The sequence below is a fragment of the Shewanella sp. WXL01 genome (assembly GCF_012263345.1).
Lineage (GTDB): Bacteria > Pseudomonadota > Gammaproteobacteria > Enterobacterales > Shewanellaceae > Shewanella > Shewanella maritima.
Window position 1 is genome coordinate 82673 of sequence record NZ_JAAIKQ010000006.1, and the last position, 15257, is coordinate 97929.

Consider the following 15257-nt stretch of genomic DNA (forward strand, 5'->3'; position numbering starts at 1 on the left):
GTCAACGCATGAGTTTTTGTCACTACAAATAACCAAAGCACTTTATCTGGTCATTCTTGTTGTTTAAGCCAATCATCTGTGAGCATACCGGCAAAGCCCCAGTCTTGAGGTTCAATTTCCTGAATGACAATATGAGTATGCTGCGGCTTTTTACCTAATACCCGTTGCAAAGAGTCAGTAATATCTTTAACTATCTCAGCTTTTTGTTCGCGACTTGCACCTTTGGTGATCTGCACATTGACGTATGGCATGGCTTTCCCTTTCCTCATCGAATTAACGCTCGGTTCAAACGTTGTTTGAACTCAGGTTAAGCAGTTTTAAACCGCAATGGTCTCACTGTATATAGCACCAAGGGTGGAACTTGTCGTTGCCAACAAATTAATTCTGACGATTAGCAGATTTCCATAAAAACGCCGACATTAACGTCGGCGTTTATCAAACATGATTGGCACAATTCACTATGCTGTTAACTTAGCAGAGATAGAAGATCCTCAGCACTGCCTTGCCACGGGCCTTTAGCGGTATCAGATAAAATTCTGTCTGCTAGCCCTTGCTTATGCACCTGCATCTCCTGAATCTTCTCTTCCACTGTACCTTGAGCAATAAGCTTGTACACAAATACAGGGTTTTGTTGCCCTATGCGATGAGCACGGTCTGTCGCCTGACGCTCAGCAGCGGGGTTCCACCATGGGTCGAAGTGAATAACCGTATCTGCGGCAGTAAGGTTAAGCCCTGTGCCACCCGCTTTTAAGCTAATCAAGAACACTGGAATATCGCCATCTTGAAACGCGTCAATTTGCGGCTGTCTGTCCCGCGTTTGCCCAGTAAGCTTACTATATGGAATATTGAGCGCTTCCATCTCCTGCTCAATGTAATGCAGCATAGAGGTGAACTGACTAAAGATGAGGATTTTACGCCCTTCTTCTACCATCTCGGGTAGGTTTTGTTTAAGCCAAGTAAGCTTGGCGTTATCTTGCACTAATTGAGCTTGTTCAAGCTTAACCAGCCTAGGGTCGCAGCACGCCTGACGCAACTTAAGTAGTGCATCTAAGAACTCAATCTGACTGCTAGACACGCCTTGTTTAGCAAACAGCTCGCGCAGCTTTTTCTCCATCACTAAACGAATAGACTCATAAAGGTTACGCTGATCTTTCTCAAGGGTTAGCGACTGCACAATTTCGGTTTTTTGTGGCAGCTCTGCCATCACTTCTTTTTTAGTACGGCGCAACATAAATGGCGCGACACGCTGAGTGAGTAATTTGCTTTGCTCAACATCACCTTGCTTTTCAATCGGGCCTCTAAAGTGCTTCTGGAAGAAGGTTTGCTGACCAAGCAGCCCTGGCAGGCAAAAGTCCATCAACGACTTTAGTTCGCCTAAATGGTTTTCAAGCGGCGTGCCTGATAAACACAACCTAAACTGACCGCGAAGGGTTTTGATCACCTGAGTCACTTTGGCTTGATCGTTTTTAATCAACTGGGCTTCATCCAGTACAATGTGCTCAAATACAATATGTTCGTACGACTCATAGTCGCGCAGAATTAGCGGATAGGTTGTGACAATGACATCAAATGATTCAAGGTTTTCTAAATACTGCTGACGCTTAGCGCCATGAATAACAGCAACCTTGAGCGATGGGGTAAACTTGCTCGCTTCTTTTAACCAGTTACCCACAAGGCTCGTAGGACATACAATGAGACTTGGTGATGTCTCGTGAGCGGCTTGCTTGTCACGCAGCAAAAACGCCAATGTTTGTAAAGTTTTACCTAACCCCATGTCGTCAGCCAAAATGCCGCCAAGTTGATACTCTCTTAAAAAGCATAACCAGTTGTAGCCTTGCTTTTGGTAATCGCGCAGCTCGGCATTCAAGCCTTGTGGCAATGGCACATCTTGCACGCCGTTAAACGACTTTAGCTTGGTGGCTAATTTTCGTACCCGTTCACCATTAAGCAATCTCACTTCGCTTTCTGATAATTCATTAAGCAAATGGGCACGATTACGTGGCACCTCAAGCACTTCTTGATTGTGGCGTGTAAACAGCTCTTGAATGATAGAAACCAAAGGTTTAATCGCTTTGGCTTTGACCTTAATGAACTGACCATTTGGGCCTGGCAACAACAGGGCTTGCTCATCGTCAGGCTCACCGTTTTGCTGTAGCCAGCGCGCAACAAGCGTGAGCAGCGGCACGTTTTGCCCTTCGATATCAGCATTAAGTGACAGCGAGAACCAACCCGACTCATCTTCATCAACTAAATCGACATCAAGCTTGGCATCAATAATATTTAGGTCAAAAGCATCATCAAAGACCACTTCAACACCGATTGACTCTAGCCAGTCAACACCTTGATGAGATAACTCTGACCAAGCAAAAATCCACTCTGGAATATAACCCGCAGTGAACAGCAACCCTTGCTGATTTGATGGGTACAGCTTTTTATCGATAACGGTGAGCGAGTGCTCTAAAAACTGCTGAATGAGCGCTTGCTCTTCGGTAACATTGCGATGAATTTGGTATTGAACATTACCTTTTTTAACTAGAGAAATACGCTCTGAGTGCAAACTTGCAGCAACACTCACACCACCGTATTTAAAGCTTAATGCCAGCACAGGTTGCACTGTGTCATCGTTGCTTAACTTAGCCATGGTAAAAGTCGCTACAGCTTGCAACGGCTCATCAATCTCGTAAAACTCAATATCGCTTGGCACAGGCACTGTTTTAGGCGAAAAGTGGCGCAGCATTGTATGACTGATGCTTTCTAGCTGAGCGACAGGCACGGGCGGCATATGCTGCAATAACTTGAGCTTGTCTACGGTCAACTCGGTTTGAATATGCCCCATTTTTAGGTAATCAAGCTCAACAAACATTGCCGGCTCTGTGGCTACAAATTCCCAGTTTTCCAAACCTGGCATGCTCATTTGCATTTGCGTTTGCTTTTTATCTAACTCACACCAAACAAACTCTGGCGCGATGGCCGGGCTCCAGCTTATTGGCGTGCGGTTTTCTTCCCAAAACCCGACGCCCTGAGCAAGAATTTTACCTAAAGCAAGGTAAGCAAACTCACCTTCAAGATAAACCTTAGAGCCACTGCTACCACCTAATAGTAAATGGATGATTTGCTTGTCTTCACTATCAACCCAGCTAGGAAGCTTCTGCTTTAACTCTAACAAAGGCAATTTACTGCCCTTGTTATACAAGCCTTTTTTATTCAATCGCGAGCGCTTAAATTCGACAAATACACCGTGGGGATCACTTGAGAATATATAAATAACCCTGTCTAGCTCTTGCTCAAACTCAGCATCTTGTTGCTGATCACTGTTAAGCTCATCAAGCTGCTTCAGCCACTGGTTTAATCTTTGCTCTTCAACTGGCTTTTTATCGATTAACGCCAGCATCGCGGCTGCGACATGCTTACAGTTGGTGCGCACAGGACAAGTACAGTGTGAGCGCATCACCACCTTGTGGTTAACATTCACAAGGGTGATTTCTTGACGATAGGCTTCATCGGCAGAGCCTTGCACATAGGCTTCAATATTGTGATTGCCTTTACTCGCAGTAACTTCAAGCACACGACCTTGAATAAGATAATTTTGCGCTTTTTGAATTTGAGTCGCACTGAAAAGCTTTGCCACCAACTCATGTGACAATTTGATAGGAAGGTTGAACAGTTTTGCCGACATCTAAACACCAACACAAATGACGCATTTACCTTGCCTGCGAAATCGACGGTCATCGACACTCACAAACACAAAAAATTTAAGCGCGTCTGAAAAAGTTAACTATCCATTTTATGGAAGATGGCGTGCAATAGCTATAACTAATATCCGCCTTCTCAATGATTTTGTGAGCTACAATCGATAGATAATTAAATCAATAAATTCATGAGAAAAATACATAAAAAATGGACAGTTTTTATAACTGTCCATTAGTTGATAACGGCAATGAGTGAATTGCTGAAACGACTTAACTCTTAAACTGGAACTTAGATAACCTTGCCATCGACACCGCCATCCACATCACTGCGCCGACCAGGATAAACGCCATTACCGCAGTTTGTGCTCCGTAAACAAAACTCAACATAGATAGCGCAACAATACTTAAACTTGAAGCGAGGAGTAATCTTACCGGTGCTGTAAGTACTGACTCACGCTCTTTCATCACCCACACCGCAGCAAAACAAATTAGACTAGCTAACAATACAATTGAAATTTGCATATCGACCTCGGCTATTTAACTAGGGCGTGTTGATCTTTGCTGATTAGAATTTGTTCGAATTAAAAGCACTTTAATCGCGGCGTGAGCGATGACGTCTAGTCACCTAAACAAACTCGCTCACAACAAAGAGTAAAGTGCTTTTAAACGAACCGTTCCGGCAGCGCTTGTTGTCATTTCTACTGTGTTAACGACTTATCATGTGGAATAACCACACATCAAAGTCGTTGCCTTGTATAAATATCCAACAAGCAGCTGCAAAAATAATCTTGAAAGATCAACACGCCCTAGGCATGTAAATCTAAGTTAATGCCAGTAAATTACCTCAATAACGAAACAGATGCAAATGATAATGATTTTTATTTATGAAATAATGGGCGTTAACAATGAAATCATAGAGGCTGCCGATTAAAACAACTCCAAGTAAACTAGTTAATCAATGACAACATCAAAATCAACAACATCTAAAGCTAGCTGTCGCCAAAATAATTAATTGCAAGCACCATATCTGAACTGCACTAATTCTGTAATAGATACTCTTCCGCTTTCTCAATACTGCGAGGTTTACCCACCAGCATCAAAATATCATTTTTGGCCAATACCCAATCTTTTGTCGGTGAGTTCACTTCCTCGCCGCGACGGCGAATAGCACGTAGCTCAACCCCGAGGCTACGCCAAGGAATACTCGATAGCTCACGCCCGACAACAGTTGCCCCCGAAGGTAATGGCACCGCGTGCATGGTGTCTAAAGTGAAATCTGTCTCAGCGCCAGTAAAAAATCCATGTAAATACTGGTAGTGATTGCGCCGCTCAGACTCCAAACGCTTGATAATACGAGGTAGCGGCACGCCGCATTTATACAACACTTGCGATACCAACATCAGGCTGCCTTCAAGCGATTCGGGAATAACCTGAGTCGCCCCAGCCTCTTTTAACTCACCTAAGTACTCATCATCTTTGGTGCGCACCAGTATCTTCGTTTCTGGTGCGAGCTTGCGGCAAAGTGATAGCGCCTCTTCAGCTTGCCTTGGTTCACCAAACGTCACCACCACCAAATTGGCTTTACGGATCCCAGCTTGCTTTAGAATACTCATACGACAAGCATCGCCAAAATAGACTGGCTCGCCAGCGGCTTTGGCTTCACTCACCCGCTTAGGGTCGAGATCAAGCACTAAGTAAGGCACATCTTCAGTTTTCAGAAAGCGCGAGATTGTCTGACCGACGCGGCCATAACCAAGGATGATAACCAAGTCACTTTGCTGTTCAATAACTGGAAAGTCAGCTTGCTCTAACTGCTGATTTTGCTTCGCGATATGGCCAACAAAGCGCTCGGCAATATCAATGCTGTGGCGCACTAGCCAAGGGGCGATAGACATAGACAGCACTGCCACCGCAACCAAAATAGTGCTGACTTCAGCGGCCAGTAATTGGTAGTTCACCGCAAGTGCTAACACAACAAAGCTAAACTCACCGACTTGGCCAAGGCTTAACGCTGAACTTAAGGCAACTTTGGCGTTCTCCCCCGCAAGACGTAGCAAGCCAAATACCACGGCAACTTTAGTAAATAACACTACAACTAAAGTCAATAAAATTTGCCACCAGTATTGGATTACCAAGCCAAAGTCCAGCAACATGCCGATGGAGATAAAGAATAAGCCCATCAGCAGATCGCGAAACGGTCTGATGTCCGCCTCTAACTGACGGCGGTATTGACTCTCACCAAGTAGCATGCCTGCGATAAAGGCGCCCAACGCCATCGACAAGCCCAGCCATTGAGTAAAAGCACCAGTAACTAACGCAACCACCAAGGTTGATAACACAAAAAGCTCATTAGTACGGGAACGCGCAACTTCATCGAATATGCGAGGCAATACCCACTTACCAAAAGACATCAAGGCGATAAATGCCAAAATACCGGTAAATAGGCCCCAGGCGAGTTCTCTAAAGCTAACCTGAGAGCCATCGGTTGCGAGCAGTGGCAATAGAATAAGTAATGGGATAACCGCTAGGTCTTGAAATAGCAATACACTAATAGACAGCTCACCGTGGCGGCGACGCAGCCATCCTTGCTCGTTGAGCAGTTTCAATACAATCGCGGTTGATGACAGCGCGATAACAGAGCCAATCACAATGGCGGCAACCATGCCCTGCCCGACTAGCAACGCCATACCGCCAGCAATTAGCGCAGTAATGGTCATCTGCATGCTACCTAAACCAAATACAGTGCGGCGCATTGACCACAACTTAGGTACAGAGAATTCAAGGCCAAGGGTAAACATCAATAGCACCACACCTAACTCAGCCACAGAGTGCATTTGATGCTGGGTAAACCAATGGAACCCGGCTGGGCCACTGACAACGCCTGTCAGTAAATAAGCAAGAATAGGCGGTAAACCAATACGACGAAGTAAGGCGATAGCAATAATGGCGATCACCAGCATGGCTAAAATATGAACGAGCAAGCCATGTTCCATGTCAGTCTACCTCCGTCAAAAATTCGCCATTGGTCACAGTAAGATTATTATCAAAAATACGCACAAATAACAAACTACTAATAAATATAGAAAAAACCTTTGTGGCACAAGATGTGCAAGTTTGTATCAAACCCCATGTGTTTTTCGGAGCATGATTATGGATTTTGCCTCAGTAACTGAACTTTACCCCGACGACCAATGGTATCGCGGCGACGTTTATGAGCAATTAACCCCAGAAATTGACCAAGTACAAATTATGCAAATGCTACATGCCAGCCTTGATCCTAGGACGGTATTTTCCTGCTTCGGCAACATTGTCGGACAGCATTTGCCGCTGTCTGGGGTTCAGCTAAATATCAACCAGCATCAATTTGCCTGGGGTCGTCGCCGTGGTATTGAATTTCAGCGCTCAGTTGAAGAGCATCAGACAAAGTACCAATTTATCTATCAGCTTACGCAAAAACTGAGTGCAGCTGACGTTAAAAAGCTCAAACAAATTGAGCAGTTAATGATCCAGCCTCTCAACAATGCCATTAAATACCAAGCCATGTCTAATCAGGCTATGTTTGATGACTTAACTAAACTGGGCAACCGCCATTACTATCAGCAAGCAATCAAGCATGCGATTGCCAGAAGTGAACGCAAACTGGATGACATGACATTAATTGTGGCAGACCTAGACAGATTTAAACAACTAAACGACAACTATGGGCACCAAATTGGCGATTGTATGCTGCGCAACTTTGCAGATTTATTACAAAACGCCACTCGAAGTACCGATCAGGCGTTTCGTCTCGGTGGCGATGAGTTTGTGATTATTACCCAAGGTGATATCAGCGCCGCGCAGATTATATGCCAGCGCATCATAGATGCTGCGGCTGAAGATACACAAATGTGTCGCTATGATGTGAAATGCAGTCTAGGTATTGCCCAGGCGCAACATAAGGTGAGTGCAGATATGTTATTTGATCGCGCTGATCGCGCTATGTACAGTGCAAAAGCAGCCGGTCGTAATACTTACAAGGTATTTAGTCACTAGCCAGCAAACAACTCGCTTGTCACTCTAATAGTGATAGCTATTGATGGATGTCCGCGATAATACCGATTGGGTTACTTATCAAGTAGCTCAATCACAATCCCCAACTCTTCATCTAAAGCGCAAAAGCGTTTATCGACCCACAAGCCCATTACCGCCACTAAATCGTTACCATAAAACACTATTGGCAGTTGATTGCGCCTCCATGGTGGCACTTGGCACTCTTGCCATAGTTTTTTAAGCTCACGGGGTTTATTACGATAACTATGAACAAACGCTGGCTGACACTTGAGCTTACCACTGGCGGCGCCGAAGCTCACTTCTACATTTTCGCCGTTCTTGGGTAACCTTAAGCGCGTACCTGCTGTGGCAATACTAAGTTGATAGTGAGATTCGCCAGCGACTTCATTTGTGGCATTCACTGCGACATTATCTGAGGCGTAGGTTACGCCAGACACAGTTGCGGGATCGCACAGAGATGATAAATGCCCTGCGATTGCATTAGCCTGCTCACCCTGAGCTTGCCAGTTGAGCACATCATTACTCACCAAGTATGCGCAATGATTAAATCGTTTGATTACTGCGTTACCACATTGAATTTCAATATTGGCATCTTGCTTAGCCTGCGCTAACTGAGTTAACACTTGCGATAGCACCAGCTTGCTTGGCAATTCAGCACCTGTGTTTAACTGCTTAGCTTGGATAAATTGCCTTAAAATAGCGGCCTGCCATTGGGGTGTTTTCGCAAACAGCAATTCAAGTGATAAACCTTGATTTCCAAATAATGTGTCTTCGAGGCTTTGCTGATCGTTGCCACTCTGGTTGCTCAGCATGTGGTTTAGTCGCAGCTTAGCTTCATTCTCGATCATCTGCTGCTGCTCAGCACACAAGCTTGCACTACGTGATGCGGTCACAGCAATACTAGGCCAGCGCGCTTTTAAAAGTGGGATAACTTGGTTGCGCAGAAAGTTACGGTCGAACTTATCATCACTGTTACTCTCATCTTCAATATGAGTGATGGCAAATGTTTGCGCGATTTGCTCAATATCATCCCGGCTCACATCTAACATTGGTCTTGCATGCCATATACACGCTCGCGCAGTATCTGGAGCTTGCAAAGCCTCAACAGCTTCGTTGCCTGCCGATATAGCAAGCGGCTGCAACTTCCCCATGGCCGCCAAGCCTTTTGGCCCCTGACCGCGTTTTAACGCAAGCAGCAGGGTTTCAAGTTGATCATCTTGATGGTGGGCGGTGAGTAATACATCACCTACATTGAGGTGTTTATTGATAGCTTGGTAACGGGCACTGCGTGCTAATGCTTCTAGGCTTTGCCTTGGCGCTTTAGTAATTGTGACTTGCTCAATTGCAATATCGAGCTGATAGTGCTGCGCCTTTGCTAAACAATGCGCCGCCCAGGTATCAGCATTTGGGCTTAGACCGTGGTGCACATGAACCAATTTGATTGGCACTGGGTAGATAAACATAAACTTAGCAAGTACATAGCAAAGTACTTGTGAGTCCAGACCGCCACTGTAAGCCAGTACTAACTTATTACCTAGACCTGCGCTACACTCTTGCTCAGGGCTGCTTGTTTGCCCAGAGCATGACGACTCACCTGCATTATCAAGAAGCCCTGTTTGTTGACAAAGCTGTGCTATCTCACTGACTAACTGAGTAACTAGAGCCTCACCTTTGGTTGCCGTTTCCTTGCCTGTCGTCATGGTCATTTCGCTACAAGCTAGCCTAGTTAAAGGAAATTTTAACGTTCGCGGAGCCTACCAGAGTTTCTAAATCTAGCATTAACTCGTCAGTTGGGTTAACTCGCCATTGCTCGCCTAACTGCAATTGCCCCTGAGCACTATTTTGAGAGTAAGTGATCACTACCGGCACGGCGCCGCCACGCCAAGGCGTGAGGGTTTGTTCAAAATCAGTTAACCACTTTGGGGTGACCTGCTCTGCTTGCAGGTTGATTTCAACGGCTTTTGCAAAGTGACTGCGGGCTTCGCCAATCTCGATAATATTGCGCGCGTTCATGCGATTGCCACCAGAGAAGTCATCAACGGCGACTTCACCCTCACAGATCAAGATTTTATCTTTTTCTAGCAGATGACCGAACTTCTCAAACGCTTCGGTGAATAACATCACTTCGAGGCGAGCACTTTTATCATCAAGCGTCACTAGCCCCATTTTTGAGCCACGTTTAGTCACCATCACACGTGTACCCACAACCAGACCAGCAATCTTAATGGTTTTACCGCGACCTGTCGGGTGCGCATCTTTAAGGCGCCCTGAAGTGTACTGCCTTAACTCTTTAAGATACTGATTAATTGGATGGCCGGTTAAATACAAGCCTAGTGTTTCTCGCTCACCCTCTAACCAAACTTTGTCAGGCCAAGGCGTACACTCAACAAACTGCTGCTTAGAATCCTCTGGCGTGTCGTTCAGTAGGCCAAACATATCACTTTGCCCAATAGACTCAGCTTTTGCGTGTTGCGCTGCGGCGCTTATCGCCTCAGGCAGAGTTGCATGCATTGCTGCGCGGTGCGGACCTAAACTGTCAAGGGCGCCGGCGGCGATCAGCTTTTCAATCACGCGCTTGTTAAGCTTTTTAAGATCAATGCGGGCACAAAAATCAAATAAGTCTTTAAATGGACCGTCTTTGCGTGCTTCAAGGATAGAGTCAACCGGGCCTTCACCCACACCTTTAATCGCGCCGATGCCATAAACAATGTTTTGCTCATCATCAACGGTAAACTTGAATAAGCCTTTGTTCACATCAGGTGGAATAAGCGGTAAGCCCATACGCTCACATTCATCAACTAGGGTAACAATCTTGTCTGTATTATCCATATCGGCAGACATTACCGCCGCCATAAATTCAGCTGGGAAGTGGGTTTTCAACCACAAGGTTTGGTATGAAACTAGTGCGTAAGCAGCTGAGTGCGATTTGTTAAAACCATAACCTGCGAATTTCTCTACCAGGTCGAAGATTTTCATCGACAGTTCGCCATCAATATTGTTATTGATAGCGCCCTCTTTAAAGGTACCGCGCTGCTTAGCCATTTCTTCTGGCTTTTTCTTACCCATAGCGCGACGCAACATATCTGCGCCACCTAGGGTGTAGCCTGCCATAACCTGAGCGATCTGCATCACCTGCTCTTGATACAAGATAATGCCGTAAGTTGGCGACAACAGCTCTTTTAGACATTCATGCTGATATTGCTGATCGGGATACGATACTTCTTCACGGCCGTGTTTACGTTCAATAAAGTTATCTACCATGCCCGACTGCAGTGGCCCTGGGCGGAACAGCGCTACCAGTGCGATCATGTCTTCAAAGCAATCTGGCTGCAGGCGTTTAATCAGATCTTTCATACCGCGAGATTCCAGCTGGAACACCGCTGTAGTTTCATAACGTTGCAGCAGTCTGAATGATTTGAGATCGTCCAGTGGAATCGCCTCAATGCGGACCGGCTCTTTCCCTTCACGCGCTAGGCGCGGGTTAATCATCTGCAGCGCCCAGTCGATAATGGTAAGTGTACGTAACCCTAAGAAGTCAAACTTAACCAGTCCCGCTGTTTCTACGTCGTTTTTATCAAACTGAGTAACTGGATTTAACCCTTCGCTGTCGCAATAAAGCGGCGCAAAATCGGTAATGGTGGTCGGTGAAATAACCACGCCACCTGCGTGTTTACCCGCATTACGTGTCACACCTTCGAGGCGGCGACACATGTCGATAAGCTCGCGCACATCTTCATCTGCGTCATAAGCTTCAGGCAGTGATGGTTCAACCTCAAAGGCTTTAGCAAGTGTCATCCCAGGCTCTGCTGGGATCATTTTAGTTAAGCGATCAACAAAACCATAAGGATGCCCAAGCACCCTGCCCACGTCACGCACAACCGCTTTTGCAGCCATGGTACCAAAGGTGATAATTTGCGATACCGCATCACGGCCATATAGCTCAGCTACGTGGTCAATAACTTCATCACGTCTATCCATACAAAAGTCGACGTCAAAGTCGGGCATAGATACACGTTCAGGGTTCAAGAATCGCTCAAACAGTAAGTCAAATTCGAGTGGGTCAAGGTCAGTAATCTTAAGTGCGTAAGCAACCAAAGAGCCCGCACCCGAACCACGCCCTGGTCCTACGGGAATATCGTTATCCTTACTCCATTGAATGAACTCCATTACGATAAGGAAGTAACCAGGGAAGCCCATATCGTTAATTACTTTTAGCTCAATTTCCAAACGCTCATCATATTCAGGACGTTTTTCAGCTCGTTCTTGCTCATCAGGGAACAAAAACTCTAAGCGTTCTTGCAGGCCTGTGCGCGACACTTCAACCAGATAATCATCAATCGAGAGATCACCGGTTGGAAAATCAGGTAGGAAGTACTCGTGTAATTTAACCGTCGCGTTGCAACGCTTGGCAATTTCGACAGTATTGCTTAAGGCTGATGGAATATCGTCAAATAAGGCGCACATTTCATCAGATGTGCGTAGATATTGTTGTTCACTGTATTTTTTAGGGCGACGGGGGTCGGCTAGCGTAAAGCCATCATGAATCGCAACACGGATTTCGTGAGAATCGAAATCTTCTGCTTTTAAAAATACCACTTGGTTGGTCGCAACAACAGGCAAGCCCACTTCAGAGGCCAGCTCCACTGCCATTTGAATATAACGCTCTTCATCTGCTCGACCAGTACGAATAAGCTCAAGATAATAACGGTCAGCGAAATGCTGCTGATAGAACTCAACCAGCTCATGAGCCTGAGTCATATTGCCTTTAATTAGGGCCTTACCAATGTCGCCGTCTTTGCCACCAGATAGCAGTAAAATGCCGTCGTTGTATTTGCTCAGCCAGTCTTGATCAATAACGGTTTTACCGTCAATTTGCCCTCTTGAGTAGGCCTCACTGATCAGCAATTTAAGGCTTAAATAGCCAGCATCATTCATGGCAATGACAGTCAATGCACAAAAATCATTATCAAAGCCTGGCACCTGCATCCAAAAATCAGCGCCAATAATGGGTTTAATGCCTTTGCCGTGGCAACCGTCATAAAACTTCACTAATCCGCATAAGTTATTCTGGTCAGTTAACGCAATCGCTGCCATCTGTTGCTCTTCAGCGGCGGCCAAAATGGGTTTAACCTTGGCGACACCGTCTGACATGGAAAAGTCACTGTGAACACGTAAATGAACGAAACGAGGATCTGTCATGGCAATATTTTTGGATTCGTTGTTTTTATTAAGCTTGGTGAAATCTGAACTAAAGATAATGAGTTCAGATAGATGAGTTAGGTTATCAAACTACTTAGGTAATAACCAACAAAGCCACAGCTATTTGTGGCTTTATTGTGCGCTATCACCAAGGCAAACAATTGGGGTAAAAAGCCAACTTTATGGCAATGCGAGTGTTTATTTCTCAAGCCGCTCTGCAACGGGTCTAAAGCTTTTTCTATGCTCATCGAGCACGCCGTATTGCTCCAATGCTTCAAAGTGCGCTTTGGTTGGGTAGCCTTTGTGATTAGCAAAGCCATATTGCGGGTAACGTGCATCAAGGGCTTTCATTTCTTCATCACGGGTGACTTTAGCAATAATCGATGCAGCACTAATCGCTGCGACCAAACCATCGCCTTTTACCACGGCGTGAGATGCAATACCGAAATCCGGACTGCGGTTTCCATCGACCAAGACTTTCTCAGGTTTAACACTGAGTCCTGCAACTGCGCGCTGCATCGCCAGCATAGTGGCATGAAGAATGTTCAACTCGTCAATCTCATGCGGCGAGCAGCGACCCACACTTATCGCAAGCGCTTTATCGCAAATCTCGTTATAAAGTGCCTGACGTTTTTTCTCACTCAATTTTTTCGAGTCATTTAGCCCAGCAATCGGCTGGCTCGGGTCAAGAATAACAGCTGCAGTAACCACATCGCCTACTAACGGCCCACGACCAACTTCATCAACGCCAGCAACTAATCCGCTAGACAAAAGCTCGGCTTGCTCAGGGGTAAGCCCTTTAATAACGGCAGGGAATTGCATGGTATATGGTTACTCTTTGGTTTTACTGTGCATTTTACGTTGCAACGCTTTTGTTGTGCAGCCGTGCTGCGCCGCGATGGTAATCGCTACTAGGGCGTGTTGAACTTTGCTGATTAGAATTTGTTCGAATTAAAAGCACTTTAATCGCGGCGTGAGCGATGACGTCTAGTCACCTAAACAAATTCGCTCACAACAAAGAGTAAAGTGCTTTTAAACGAACCTTTCAGGCAGCACTTGTTGTCATTTCTACTGCGTTAACGACTTATCATGTGGAACAACCACACATCAAAGTCGCTGCCTTGTATAAATCTCCAACAAGTAGCTGCAAAAATAATCTTGAAAGATCAACACGCCCTAATCAACAAGCTCAATTACAGCCTTAGCGGCCTTGGCACTGGCGTCTTGTCTTAGCTGCTCATGCAGTTCAACAAATTTTTCATGCAATGGCGTAAAGTCACTATTCATTTGCTTAATGACGGCTTCAGCTATGTTATCTGGTGTGCAGTTATCTTGAATGAGCTCAGGAACAATAGTCTCGCCAGCAAGCAGATTTGGCAGCGAGTAATTACTAATAAGCATCATGCGCTTAGCAATATTGTAAGTAATTGGGCTAACGCGATATGCCACCACCATCGGGCGCTTAACCAGCATGGCTTCAAGCGTCGCTGTGCCTGATGCTAGCAAAATGTAATCAGCAGCGGCCATCACTTCTCGAGACTGACCATCAATAAGCTCAATCTCCAAATCTGGGGCATATTGCTTTAATGCTTCCAGGTACTGGTTTTTACGCGCTTCATTAACCAGTGGCGTGACAATTTTTACGTCAGGATATTGCTGTTTAACTAACGCTGCGGCTTTAACAAATGGCTCAGCCAGCTGTTTTAACTCACCACCGCGTGAGCCTGGCAATACAGCTAAATACTCAGCTTGATTATCAAGTCCAAGCTGCTCACGAGCGGCAAGCTTGTCACTTTCAAGAGGGATATCATCAGCAAGTGTGTGACCAACAAAAGTACAAGGCACTTGATGTTTATCGTAAAACGCTTTCTCAAAAGGCAGTAGCGACAGTACCATATTGGTTGCCTTGGCTATTTTGAAAATGCGCTTTGGACGCCATGCCCACACTGACGGACTGACATAGTGAACCGTTTTAATTCCTCGGTTTTTAAGCTTAAGCTCTAAACCAATATTAAAATCTGGCGCGTCAATTCCGATAAAACAATCTGGTTTGGCAGTGACAATTTGCTCAATAAGGCTAGCACGTACTTTTATCAGCCGAGGCAAGCGAGAGAGCACCTCAACAATCCCCATCACTGCTAGCTCTTCCATTGAGAATAAACTCTCAAATCCCTCAGCTTGCATACGTGGACCACCAATACCAATAAACTTGGCATCTGGGTAGGTTTGTTTCAGCGCTTTGATTAATCCAGCACCTAAAATATCGCCGGAGATTTCTCCGGCGACTAGGGCAAATACTTTTGCGTTGTTGGTGCTCAT

8 protein-coding genes and 1 pseudogene are annotated in these 15257 nt (G+C 45.5%); 1 reads left to right on the forward strand and 8 read right to left on the reverse strand.

Annotation, left to right across the window (positions count from 1 at the left end; translation table 11 throughout):
- Nucleotides 1-50: 50 nt before the first annotated feature.
- The 4 genes and pseudogenes from G3R49_RS14265 to G3R49_RS14280 all read right to left on the reverse strand — a co-directional run.
- A pseudogene (locus tag G3R49_RS14265) lies at nt 51-281 on the reverse strand (4-oxalocrotonate tautomerase family protein); the annotation flags it as partial.
- Between the two features lie 185 nt (nt 282-466).
- A complete protein-coding gene (locus tag G3R49_RS14270; protein ID WP_167870140.1) occupies nt 467-3676 on the reverse strand; it encodes a DEAD/DEAH box helicase in 3210 nt (1069 codons plus the stop codon).
- Nucleotides 3677-3959: 283 nt separating this feature from the next.
- Entirely contained in the window at nt 3960-4211 is a 252-nt protein-coding gene (locus G3R49_RS14275; RefSeq protein ID WP_167870141.1) for a hypothetical protein, read from the reverse strand.
- A 515-nt stretch (nt 4212-4726) separates the two neighbouring features.
- The gene (locus tag G3R49_RS14280; protein WP_167870142.1) at nt 4727-6682 is read right to left on the reverse strand and encodes a monovalent cation:proton antiporter family protein; all 1956 of its coding nucleotides are present in this window, start codon (nt 6680-6682) and stop codon (nt 4727-4729) included.
- A gap of 157 nt (nt 6683-6839) precedes the next feature.
- Between G3R49_RS14280 and G3R49_RS14285 the strand changes: the two genes are divergently transcribed.
- A complete protein-coding gene (locus tag G3R49_RS14285) occupies nt 6840-7721 on the forward strand; it encodes a GGDEF domain-containing protein (protein ID WP_167870143.1) in 882 nt (293 codons plus the stop codon).
- 71 nt (nt 7722-7792) lie between these two features.
- Here the strand turns inward: G3R49_RS14285 and tilS are convergent, their stop codons facing one another.
- The 4 genes from tilS to lpxB all read right to left on the reverse strand — a co-directional run bounded on the left by tilS (nt 7793) and on the right by lpxB (nt 15257).
- On the reverse strand, nt 7793-9439 hold the full coding sequence (gene tilS, locus G3R49_RS14290; RefSeq protein ID WP_167870144.1) for a tRNA lysidine(34) synthetase TilS: 1647 nt from the start codon (nt 9437-9439) through the stop codon (nt 7793-7795).
- A 22-nt stretch (nt 9440-9461) separates the two neighbouring features.
- Nucleotides 9462-12938 (reverse strand): DNA polymerase III subunit alpha, encoded by a 3477-nt coding sequence (gene dnaE / locus G3R49_RS14295; RefSeq protein WP_167870145.1) that lies wholly within the window; start codon nt 12936-12938, stop codon nt 9462-9464.
- 198 nt (nt 12939-13136) lie between these two features.
- Entirely contained in the window at nt 13137-13760 is a 624-nt protein-coding gene (rnhB, locus tag G3R49_RS14300; protein ID WP_167870146.1) for a ribonuclease HII, read from the reverse strand.
- Nucleotides 13761-14114: 354 nt separating this feature from the next.
- A complete protein-coding gene (gene lpxB / locus G3R49_RS14305; RefSeq protein ID WP_167870147.1) occupies nt 14115-15257 on the reverse strand; it encodes a lipid-A-disaccharide synthase in 1143 nt (380 codons plus the stop codon).